The organism is Sorangium sp. So ce590, assembly GCF_051521365.1.
Lineage (GTDB): Bacteria > Myxococcota_A > Polyangia > Polyangiales > Polyangiaceae > Sorangium.
Map to the genome: position 1 here is coordinate 11,670,300 of NZ_CP150346.1, position 11,281 is coordinate 11,681,580.

The 11,281-nt window shown below is 70.7% G+C and carries 7 protein-coding genes; 4 read left to right on the forward strand and 3 right to left on the reverse strand.

Annotated elements, in window-relative coordinates; genetic code table 11:
• Positions 1-12 precede the first annotated feature (12 nt).
• The 3 genes from WMF28_RS44320 (at position 13) to WMF28_RS44330 (ending at position 6,562) form a co-directional block, all read left to right on the forward strand.
• Entirely contained in the window at positions 13-3,480 is a 3,468-nt protein-coding gene (locus WMF28_RS44320) for a DUF4215 domain-containing protein (RefSeq protein WP_437599811.1), read from the forward strand.
• Between the two features lie 742 nt (positions 3,481-4,222).
• Positions 4,223-4,714: a hypothetical protein gene (locus WMF28_RS44325; RefSeq protein WP_437599812.1), complete on the forward strand. Its 492-nt coding sequence runs from the start codon at positions 4,223-4,225 to the stop codon at positions 4,712-4,714.
• Between the two features lie 258 nt (positions 4,715-4,972).
• Positions 4,973-6,562 (forward strand): MSCRAMM family protein, encoded by a 1,590-nt coding sequence (locus WMF28_RS44330; protein WP_437599813.1) that lies wholly within the window; start codon positions 4,973-4,975, stop codon positions 6,560-6,562.
• Positions 6,563-6,714: 152 nt separating this feature from the next.
• On the opposite strand, the gene WMF28_RS44335 is transcribed toward WMF28_RS44330, so the two are convergent.
• Complete coding sequence (locus tag WMF28_RS44335; protein ID WP_437599814.1) at positions 6,715-8,208, reverse strand: DUF4215 domain-containing protein; 1,494 nt, start codon at positions 8,206-8,208, stop codon at positions 6,715-6,717.
• A 466-nt stretch (positions 8,209-8,674) separates the two neighbouring features.
• On the opposite strand from WMF28_RS44335, the gene WMF28_RS44340 reads away from it, so the two are divergent.
• Complete coding sequence (locus tag WMF28_RS44340) at positions 8,675-9,928, forward strand: YkgJ family cysteine cluster protein (RefSeq protein ID WP_437599815.1); 1,254 nt, start codon at positions 8,675-8,677, stop codon at positions 9,926-9,928.
• Between the two features lie 157 nt (positions 9,929-10,085).
• Here WMF28_RS44340 and WMF28_RS44345 read toward each other — a convergent pair whose 3' ends face one another.
• Both WMF28_RS44345 and WMF28_RS44350 read right to left on the reverse strand, forming a co-directional pair.
• Positions 10,086-10,298 carry a hypothetical protein gene (locus WMF28_RS44345; RefSeq protein WP_437599816.1) on the reverse strand — a complete coding sequence of 71 codons (213 nt, stop codon included), beginning with the start codon at positions 10,296-10,298 and terminating at the stop codon, positions 10,086-10,088.
• A gap of 12 nt (positions 10,299-10,310) precedes the next feature.
• Entirely contained in the window at positions 10,311-10,862 is a 552-nt protein-coding gene (locus WMF28_RS44350) for a hypothetical protein (protein WP_437599817.1), read from the reverse strand.
• Between the last annotated feature and the right edge of the window lie 419 nt (positions 10,863-11,281).

Genomic DNA, 11,281 nt, shown 5'->3' on the forward strand with positions numbered 1-11,281 from the left:
GCCTCAGACTTCATGATTTTCGATCACAGGACCGTGCTTCCGTTGCTCCTTGGTCTGGCGGCTCCGGCCCTGGGCGGGTGCGAGCTGCTCGTCACCGCGGACCGCAGCAAGATTGATGCGCCTCCCGCCGGCAGCGGCGGCGGCGCCGGCGGCGAAGGCGGCCGAGGCGGCAGCGGCGGCGATGGGGGCAGCGGCGGCGCGCCCGGCGCGGTGTGTGGCGACGGGGCTGTCGACGCGCCCGCCGAGGGGTGCGACGACGGGAATCGGACGGCCGGCGACGGGTGCGACCCGGGCTGCGCGATCGAGCCCGGATTCGCATGCGCCGGGGCGCCGAGCACGTGCACCGACGGGTGCGGCAATGGCGCGCTGGGCGGCTCGGAGACCTGCGACGACGGCGGCAGCGAGGACGGCGATTGCTGCTCGCGCGCATGTCAGGTGGAGCCCGGGTGCGAGGTCGAGCCGAACGACCGCCTCACGTCGGCCAATGACGCCTTCGCCATCGCGCCCGACGGCCGGATCCGCGCGTTCATCGATCCCGAAGGCGATGTGGACGTGTTCTCTGTGACGGTCCCCGATGGGTCGATCGGGCGCATCAGGGCAGAGACGCTCGACGGCCCGCTGGGCACGACGTGCAGCTCGCTCGGCGTCGATACCTACGTGACGATCGTCGACGCGAGCCTGGCGACCCTCGCGGACCACGACGATATCGCCAGCGACAACTACTGTTCGTCTCTGGTGCTGGAGAGGCTGAGCCCTGGTGAGTACCTCGTCAGCGTGCAGGGCTCCCCTACAGCGCCGCCCGGGACATTCGACTACACGCTCTGGCTCACGCTGGACACCTCGGTGTGCGGCGACGGCGCGCTGGAGGGCCCGGAGCTCTGCGACGACGGGAACACGACCGGCGGCGACGGGTGCAGCGCGGCGTGCGAGCTGGACACCCCGCTGGCCGAGGTCGAGCCGAACGACATCGCGGCGGAGGCCGACGAGCGCGCCGCGCTCCGGCCGAACGCGCTCGTCTCCGGGGCGATCGAGCCGCTCGGCGACGTCGACGTCTTCGCCATCGAGGTGCCGAGTCGCGCGGAGATCCTGCTCGCCACGTTCAGCCCCGGGACCCTGAGCGCGTGCGTCCAGGGGGTCGACACCTTCCTCCAGCTGCTCGACGTGGACGGCGCGACGGTGCTGGCGAGCGACGACGACAGCGGCCCCGAGGCCTGCTCGCTCATCGACGCGAGCGTCGCCCCCTGGGCGACCCAGCTCCAGGCGGGCACGTATTACGTGTCCGTCGAGGAGTTCAGCAACGACGCCACGATCCCCGGTTACAACCTCCTTGTCGTGTTCACCGCGCTCTGCGGCGATGGCGTGGTGGAGGGGGCCGAGGCGTGCGACGGCGGCGCGGGGTGTTCCCCGGAGTGCGCGCGGATCCAGGTGTGCGGCGACGGATCCGTCGACGGCACCGAGACATGCGACGACGGCGACACCGAGAGCGGAGACGGCTGCAGCGCCGCGTGCGAGCTCGAGGGGACGCTCCCGGAGGTCGAGCCGAACGACGCGCTGGAACAGGCGACCCCGGGGCAGGCGACCGCGATGGGCGCGCTGTTCACCGCGTCGATCTATCCGACGGGCGAGGTCGACTATTTTGCCATCGACGTCCCCGGCGTGGCCGACCTCGATCTGGAGACGTTCGACACGTCCGGCCCGACCTCCTGCCGCGACATCGATACGGTGATGCAGCTCCTTTCGCCGGATGGCGACGTGATGGCCGAGGACGACGACGGCGGCGAGGACACCTGCTCGCGCATCCAGGCCGCCATCGCCTTGCCGGGCACCTATTACGTGCGCGTCGAGGAGTTCGCTGGGGGCTACATCGCCGGATACACCCTGCGCGCTCGGACGACGACCGTCTGCGGCGACGGCCTCGTCGAGGGGCTGGAGGAGTGCGACGGCGGCGCCGCGTGCGGGCCGGCGTGCCAGCGCATCCCTGTGTGCGGCGACGGCTTCATCGACGCTCCCGAGGTCTGCGACGACGGCAACACCGGAGGCGGGGACGGCTGTGACGCCGCGTGCCGGCTCGAGGGGGCGACGGACGAGATCGAGCCCAACTCGACCCTCGCCGAGGCCGACGCGAACGGCCCTGTGGCGCCGGGAGCGCTCGTGTCCGGCGCGATCGAGCCGGAGAGCGATGTCGATCTCTTCGCCTTGCGGCTCACGACGATATCCGACCTCCGGATCGAGACCTTCGACTCGAGCGGCCCCGCGCGCTGCGCCGACAGCGTCGACACCGCCCTCTCGCTCCTCGCGGCGGACGGCGTGACCGTGCTCGCGTCCGACGACGACGGCGGCGTCGGCGCCTGCTCGCTCATCGACTCGACGAGCCCGGGCGGCGCCGCGGCGCGCGGCCTGGAGCCGGGGACCTACTATGTCCGCGTCCGCGGCTTCCCCGGGCTGCCGGCGGCGCGCTACACGCTGCGCGTCTCGCTCGACGCCTCGTGCGGCAACGGCGTGCGCGAGGGCGCGGAGGAGTGCGACGGCGGCGCGCTCTGCGGTCCGCGCTGCGAGCGGGTCGCGGTCTGCGGCGACGGCCTCCTCGACGCGCCGGAGGGGTGCGACGACGGCAATGCCGCGGGCGGCGACGGGTGCAGCGCCGCCTGCCAGCTCGAGGCGGTGACCGCGGAGATCGAGCCGAACGACACCCCCGCTGAAGCGGGGGCGAGCGATCTCGTGATCGCGGGCGACGCGCTCGTCGCGGCGAGCATCGCCGCGGGCGGCGACAGGGACGTATTCCACCTGAGCTTGTCGGCCGCCTCGGTCGTGCGCCTCGAGGTCTTCGACGGCACCGCCGCGGGCTGCGAGGGCGGTATCGTCACGACGCTCCGCGTGCTCGACGCGGAGGGGGCTCCGGTCGCGACCGACGAGGGGCTCTCCGACGCCGAGTATGCGGGCGGCATCGGCGGCTGCTCGGCGCTCGTCGTGGGGCTGCCTGCCGGCGAATACGACGTCGAGGCGGCGGCGCGCGACGGCGGCGCGACGATCCCGCGCTATCTCCTCCAGGTGAAGATCCTCGCGCCCGCGGGCGCCGAGGAGGAGCCGAACGGCACCACCGCCGACGCGAACGGGCCAGTCGGCTCCGATGTGTTCATCGCTGGCACGCGGGAGCGCGACGACTTCGACGTCTACGCCGTGGACCTCCTCGAGGGCCGGTCGATCCGCGCGGAGATCGTCGAGGGCGGCGCGGAGACGTGCGAGTCGCTCGAGATGGACAGCCGGCTCTCGCTGCTCGACGCGGAGGGCTCGCTCATCGCGGACGACGACGACGGCGGCCGGGGGAGCTGCTCGATCCTCGACGGCACCGGGGACGCCCCGCGCCACCCCGGGGCGCACGCGCTCCCGGCGGGAACGTACTTCCTCCGCGTCCGCGCCGCGTCGGGCGCCTCGGGCTCCGCGGCCCTCTTCGATTACCGGCTGGCCGTCACGCTCCGCTGACGAGCGGCGCCGCCGGGGGTCCGGGGCCTCCGCGCCCCACGTCCAGCCGGCATGCCGCGCGCCCGCTCCGGGCGCCGCCGGGAGGCCGGGACGAACCCGGCGCGCCGCGACGACTCGAGTTCTTGATATGCCATCATCGCGGGACTGCCGTGCTCCGTCGCGCCGCCCTGCGGTGTGGCTCCGCGGTGCTCATCGGCGTCCCATGGAGGGGCAGGGCCCACAAGGCGCCTCGTGAATCGAGCGCGTGGGCCCCGCGCGGGTTCCCCGTGTTCCCTCCTCTCGCGCCCGGCGCGCGCCTGCGCCGGCGTCCTCCCGGCCACGCGGGCCTGGACCGCTCTTCGCGGCGCCGCCGCACAGCGCCTCTCGCGGCGCGGGTGCGTGATATTTCGGCTGGATGTGGGAGCGCCATGGGGTGCGTTCCAGGCAGAGGGTATGAGAGCACAGTCGAGGAGTGTCGTTATTCTCTCTGGTTCTATCTCCGTCGTGTTTTCGACCGGAAAGATGCCAGTCAAAAGTGCTTGCGTGAGCCCGCGGGGAGAATAGTCTCCTGTTGTTCGCGGCATGACCTCGGGGCGGGTTCCTCCGGGGGCGTGGCCATGACGGGCCGACGACAACGCGCGTCGCACCCGTCGGGCACCGCTCTCCTGGCGCAGGCCCCGGGGCATGGATCCCTTGGCTGACGATCTGGATAGGTATCTGCATCAAACTTCACCACAGATTCGATTCCTCGGAGGTATTTCTCATGAAGAAGATTGCTCGTTGGGCGCTCGCCTTTGCGGCGGTCGTGTCGGTCTCTGGCAGCGCCATGGCCCTCCCTGAGGGTTTGGTCTACAAGGTCACGCTCAACACGGGGCTGAGGAAGGTCCCCTGCGGTAGGGTCGCGTTCTCCTGGGTCGAGCAGGCGGGCAGTATGTGGAACGACACCTGCATCAGCGCGGTCAAATGGTGCACCGATTATGGTTTGCCGTCGTGCTCCAACATGCTCGTTCACGAGGAGCTGACGTCGTTGGATCAAGATTGCGAGTACCGCGCGGTGTACCCGGCGGACGCGGTCCTCTACAACGACCCTCTCTACGAGAACTGGGGCTACAATTCTCGGCAGCAGAAGGCGCGCGTGGCGCGGCTGAGCGCGATGCAGGATGGCGTGAACTTCGTGATCAAGGGCGTGTGCCAGTTCAATACGGCGCTGTCGATACCCCAGAGCTTCTCGATGACTCAAGCAACGAGCCCTTGATGCCGGTGCGTCGTTAAGACCGGTCTCCATCCGGCGACAAGACGACGCCCAGCGCTCGGCCGATCGGCGGGAGCCTCCCTGCAGAAAGCCCTCTGTAACGGCCCCGGGCAGGACGGGGAGGCGCTCGCCGATCGCGTCATGCGGATCAGTATCGAGGAGGAGGGGCGCCGGCTGCTGCCGGCAGCCCCTTTCTCTTTCTCCGCCTCCGTCGAGCGTCAGGCGCAGAGCTCTCGCCAGGTCCATTTGTCTGGAGGAACAATGATGCAAGCGAACACGTCGCAACGGAAACCTTCGCGCCGGCCTCTGTGGATCGCCGCCGGACTGCTCCTGGCCGCCCTCGCCGGTGTCGCGCTCTTCCTCGTCCTCCGCCCGCGAGACGAGCAGACCGCCGGCTCGCGGGCCCCGGCCGCGGGGGCGGAGAAGCGCGTCCGCTATCGCAACAGGGCGCTCCTCCGCGGCGGCGCGCTCGCGGCGCGGCCGGAGGCGCGGCCCACGATCAGCGGCCATGTCTACGGGACCGACGGGAGCACCATCGCGGGCGTGACGGTCGTCGCGTCGACCTTCGAGGTGGCCGGCAACGTGCTCTCGGCGGCAGGTTCCGTGAGGAGCGACGACAGCGGGCGGTTCGAGCTCACGCTCCCGGACGGCACCTACCAGCTGAGCGCGAGCGCCGAGGGGTACGGGACCACGTCGACAACGGCCCACCCCGGCGACGCGGTGAGCCTCGTGCTGCCGAAGAGCGGCGTCGTCGAGGGGCGCGTGCTGGACGAGCGGGGCGAGCCCGTGCGGCGCTTCGCGATCGACGTGCTCTCGTCCGTGACGGCGGAGACCCCCGCGACGCCGCCCCTGTTCTCTCGCACGTTCGAGAGCGCGGACGGCTCGTTCCGCATCGATCAGCTGCCCGCCTGGGAGTTCACCGTCAGGGCGACGGCGGCCGAGTTTGCGCCGGCGTTCTCTTCGCTGATCATCGTTCGCGCCGGGGATGTCGAGAAGGTGGATCTGACCCTCTCCAAGGGTTGTACCCTGACCGGCCGGGCGGTGGACCCGTCCGGCGCTCCGCTGCCGGGCGTGTACGTCGACGCCGAGTCGTTGCTCGTCGTCGGCGAGATGAGCAACGTCGCCATGGAAGCCGCCGCCCAGGCCCAGACCGAGGACGACGGCTCGTTCAGCCTGCCGCACGTGCCGAAGGGCACGGTGCTCGTCCGCGGCTACGACGGGAGCAACGCCGTGAGCTCGACGGAGATCGAGGTCTCGAGCTGCGACAGCCTCTCGCCGGTGAAGCTCGTGATGTCGCCCGGCGGCAGCCTCTCCGGCGTGGCGCGCGACGCCGACGGCAAGCCCATCGCTGGCGCCCGGCTCACCCTGGCGCACCGGCCGATCGGCTTCGTGAACACGGTGAGCGACGCGGAGGGCCGCTTCCGCTTCGACCAGGTCCCGGCCGGCCCGCTCCGCGTGATCCTGCGGCACGGTGAGCAGGTGATGCTGGCGGGCGTCGAGATCCAGGAGGGGAAGACCACGCAGCAGGACATCGTCCTTGCGCCCCAGGGCACCGGGCAGGTTCGCGGCCGCGTCACGGTCGGCGGCAAGCCGCTCCCCGGAGCTCGCCTCATGCTGGCCACCTCGGTCGGGGACGAGGGCGCGATCGGCATGTACTACCCCGTCACCGCGGAGGACGGCTCGTACCGCGTGTCCGGGCTCCCGCCCGGGCCCTACATCATCAACGTCGAGTCGACGAGCGTCGGCGCCGGCATGCGGGTGAAGCCGGGCGAGGTCACGACGATGGATCTCCAGGTCGTCGACCTGCCGAGCATCAAGGGCAAGGAGGTTGCGACCCCGCCACCGCAGTGAACGCAGCGTCGGCGGCGATCCCCGGCTGTCCGGAGGCGGCGCCTCCCGGACGGCCGGTTCGCATTTCTCGCCCCGGCACGCGCCTCTCGCGGCCCCTGCCGTGGAATCGCGGCGAGCTCGCCCCCCGCGGGGCGCCCTCGCTCACCTAAAGCTCACTCCGCCGGTGCGATCGTCAGACTGAACGGCCCCGAGGACCTGGCGCCGTAGCTGTCGATGAAGATGTCGATCGGCTCTCCCGCCGTGGCCGTCACCGTGATCGACTCGGGGAGCGCGGCGTCGAGCGGATCATCCGAGCACGCGAGCTCGCTGTCCCGGTCTGTGCAGTCGGTCCGCGCGTAGAGGACGACATCGGTGCTACCCTCCGGCGTCGCGGTGATCGTCACGTCGCCGCTCGCCGCGGGGGTGTACCGGACCACGAGCTCCTTTCCGGCGCCCCCGCACGACCCCGTGAAGCCCTCCGTGCCCTCGGACGTGTCCCCCGCCGTCTCCGCCTCCGTGAGCGCCGCCGCGTTCGCGCACAGGAACTCCGTGTTCACCACGCACGCGCTCGTGCACACGTCGTCGTCGACGGCATTCCCGTCGTCGCACTCCTCCGTGCCGACGAGCTCTCCATCCCCGCAGACCTGCTCCACGAACGACACGTTGAGCTCATACGCCGTGTCTGCCCCGCTCAGGGCCTCGATGAAGATGACGTGGGTGTCGCCGGTGTCGACGAGGAGCTCCACGGGGGCGGCGTCAGGGGCGAACGAAACAAGGCAGCCGAGCAGCGTCGCCGCGTCGTCACAGCGGGTCCGGACGTACCAGTCGAACTCGCTCTCCGGCGCGGTCGAGCGCGCGGCGATCTGGACCACGCCCCTGGCCGGCGCGACGAACTGGAAGACCTTCTCCTTGAGCCCCCCGCCGGCGGCGTACGTGCCGAGGCCCGAGCAGATCGCGCCGAACACGTTGGTGCCGTCCTCGGTCGTGCCGGTGAACGCCCCTCCCGCCGACACGTCGGTCGCCTCCGCGCACGCCGCCGTGATGCCCTCGGAGCACGCTCTCAGCGCGGAGCAGTCGCGCTCCTCGCAGTCCTGCAGGCCGTCTCCGTCGTCGTCCTCGGCGTTGTCGCAGGCCTCGCCCGTCGCGGTGCAGAACCCGAAATCGTCGTCGCAGGCGCCCTCGCACTGCGTATCGGCGTCGCAGCCGCCAACGCACATCTGCCAGCCGTCCCCGCTCACATCGATGCAGGTCTGCCCCGCTCTCCCGCAGTCGGCCGTCTCTCCGCAGGACGTGAGGCAGAGCGAGTAGCTGCCCTGGGGCAGACACTCGGACCCAGCCGCGCAAGGCAAGAGCTCCGCGTCGCAGAGCGAAGAGCAGTATCCGCCCGCCCACCCGAAGAACTCCTCCGTCAAGCAGAGCCCGCCGAGACACTCCTCGTTGTCCGCGCAGGCCTCGCCGTCCGCCTTCGCCTCCGGGGCGCTGCCGCCGTCGCCACCCTGGGCGTCGTCGTCGCCGCCGCCCTGGCCGCCGTCGCCGCCCCGGCCGCCGTCACCGCCGTCGCCGCCCGTGCCGGCCGTCGCCCCTGGCGAGCTCGGATCATCGTCGCCGCACGCGGCGACCGACAGGCACATCGCGGCAACCGCTGACAGAGAAAGACCAAGTCGCATCTTGTTTCTCCTTGGTAGAAGTACGGCGCTCGTGACGCCGTGTACGCCACCACGTGTCCCACCGGGAGAAAAGTCAGGAAGGACTGTAATAATTGCGTCCATAGCGAAATGCAGTGGTAAGGAAATTGTCCTTACAATCGTTCAACGCTGAGATCGCGGCGTTTCAGAATCGAAACAGGGAAGGGATGTCCCCGACGCACTGCCGCAATTCTGGCGGGTTCTAGGGATCCTCCGGATGGCATGGTCAGTGCTTCATGGGAGACCAGCGCCGCCGCGTGGCCTTCGCCCCCCTGAGGCCCCGGCGGCGCTGTACTTTTGTCTGTCGTTCTCCCGGCGGTCGCGTCCTGCCACGCCTGAGCCCTCCCGCTCGCTTGGCCCGGCGCGGCCGGGGCCCGGCGGTGAACCGGCAGGCGCGGACGCGGATCGAGAGCGCAGCTCGCCGTCGCGTTGTATCGTCCGCCGCCCCATGGCGACGAAGCTCTCCTCTCCGCCGGACCAGAAGTTCGAGTGCCGCGACTGCCCGGCTCGGTGCTGCCGGCTGCCGTGGAACATCCGCTTCAGCAGCGACGAAGCCAGGCGGTACCTCGCCGAGCCCTGGGTGCGGGAGCGCGCCGGGGACGAGGGGGCCCTCGTCATTTCGCGCGGCGTCCTGCCCATGCGGGAGAAGGACCACCGGCTCCAGTGCGTCTTCCTCGACGACGACATGCTCTGCAGCATGCAGAAGCGGTTTGGCCACGAGTACATCCCGAAATCGTGCCAGGCGTTCCCCTTCGGGTTCGTCCGCGATGAGAAGGACGTCGTTGTCGCGCAGCTCTCCCAGCTCTGCCCGTCGATCCGCGACAACTACGGCAAGCCCGTGGACCGCCAGCTCAAGGCCAAGCTCCAGCAGCGCGGCGACACCGAGCGGATGTCGAAGGCGCTGGCGACGCTGAGCGGCGTCATCCTCCCCCAGCCGCAGTACCTGCGCGCCGTGAAGCACTGGGAAGAGCAGCTCGCGACCGACGCCTCGCCGGCGTCGACGCTGGCGCGGCTCTACGACTGGACAGCCGCCTTCGAGCGCGCCCTCCCTCAGGGCGGAGGCCGCGCCGCGGACGCCTCGGTCGACGCCGCCCTCGCGCACGCCAGCGCCGAGGCGCCCGCGCCGCTCGAGCCCCGCAAGAAGCCCTCTTTCTATGCCCGGGTGCTGTTCGCCTATCTCCTCGGCAACCTCTCTTATCCGTCGCGGGTCCTGGAGGCCCACCGCGTCGAGAAGGCCTCGTGGACGGAGCTCCAGGCGCTGCGCAGCTTCGGGAACAAGGTCGCCTGGATGCTCGGGCGAGGCACCGTCGACCTGCTGTTCATCCCCAGGCCGTTCAAGCTGCAGCGGGTGAGGACGGTCGATCGCTTCCTCGCCGGCGACGAGGGGACCGTCGTCAAGGACTACCTGCGCGTCGTGCTCCAGCGCCGGCACATCTTCTCGGCGCCCCGGCACCTCCTGGCCGCCGTGCTCGACCTGTCGCTCGCCACCGTCGTGATCTCCCGCTTCGCCCGCTGCCGCGCCGCGGCGGACGGCCGGGTCAAGGTCTCCCTGGAGGACGTCCGGGAGGGCATCAGCGTCGCCGAGCTCACCCTCCTGAGCCACGCCGCCCTCTCGGAGCAAGGCAAGCTCATGAAGAACCTGCGCTGGCTCCTCCTCACGAAGCGCGAGGGCTTACGGGCCCTGCTGGCGACCGAGGCCTAGTTCGGCGCGTCAGAAATCCCGCCTGGTACTACAGCCGCACGTCGCGGAATCTCCGCGGATTTCGATGAGCGGGCGGACGATCGGGACGCTTGGCTCGTTCGCACACTGGTGGAGCCCAGTTCGTTCGGTGCTCACCGATGTGCGGCTGTAGTACTAGCTAGTCCTCGTCCGGCACACCACGGGCGCGCCGCTCGCGTGCCCGACCCTCGTCCAGCCAGCATCTGGCATACACGAAGAGCGCGAGCGGAAGCCCGAGGTGCGCTATGTCCCCCCACGAGTAGCCGCGCGCCTCCGACGGCGTGGTCAGGGCGGCGGCAATCAGCGCAGCCCCGGAGATGAAAATCCCTATGGTTCTCGGGATCTTGTGCATATCCACCGGCGGTCAGAAGAAGGCGCACATGATCGAGATGCCTCCGAAGCCTGCATCTGACCAGTTCTGGCAGCGCTTCATGTCGCGCGGATTGCGCGCTCTCGGGCAGATCGCGCGGGTGGCGATGAGACTGGACCCCAACACGAAGACGGCACACCCGAGGGAGAAGGGGCTCAGTGCCTGCTGATCCGTCTCGATCGGCTCGTCGCCCTCTTCGAAGAGCGGCGCGGGGCTCGTGTCCTCAGCCACGGCGCCGCCATGGAGCACCGAGGCGCAGGGCACGTCCGCGAAGGCGCCGGGGTCGAGCGGGTTGAAGATGCGGACCAGCGCTTCGGGGCTGTCGGCACAGGCCGCCGCGAGCTCGGGCCGCCCGGCTTGGACGATCTGCGGGATCACGCTTTCGGCCGTCGTCGCTCGGTCGAGCGCCACCACGAAGCTACGCGGTGCGGGCCCGGCGTCCTCCTCGCCGGCGTCCTCCTCTACCCCTCGGCTCGGTTCCTCTGGTGCTCCACAGGCCGGCGCTCCCACAAGCACGGCGAGGGCAAGGGCGATCCTGGTGTGCATGAGCCACCCCTCCGCGCGACGGCGCTCGTTGCGCACGGAATGGCTTTGCGAACGACATGCCAGAGGGACAGCGGGAGGGGGCGAGGGGACCGAGCAGATCCAGGAAGGGAGCGAGGAGGCGACGCAGCGAGGGGAAGGCCAGGAGGAAGCCGAGGATCGAGCCGAGCAGCGCGCGCATGGGAACCCGGTGCGTCACACACGCTGCCACCCTAGATGCTTGTTCCACCTGGTTCCCCTGCTTCGTGGTGCGCGGCGGCCTTGGCACCGGCGTTCCGCCCGCTGACGGAGCCTCGCTCGTCTCCGGTCCTCGCTCCTTCGCCTTCTCTCCCGCGCCGCCCCGCTCCAGGGCTGGCGTCCTGCCCGCCTTCTCTGCGAGGGCCGCTCCCGTACCTGGCGCCAAGATCCCCGGGGATGCGACG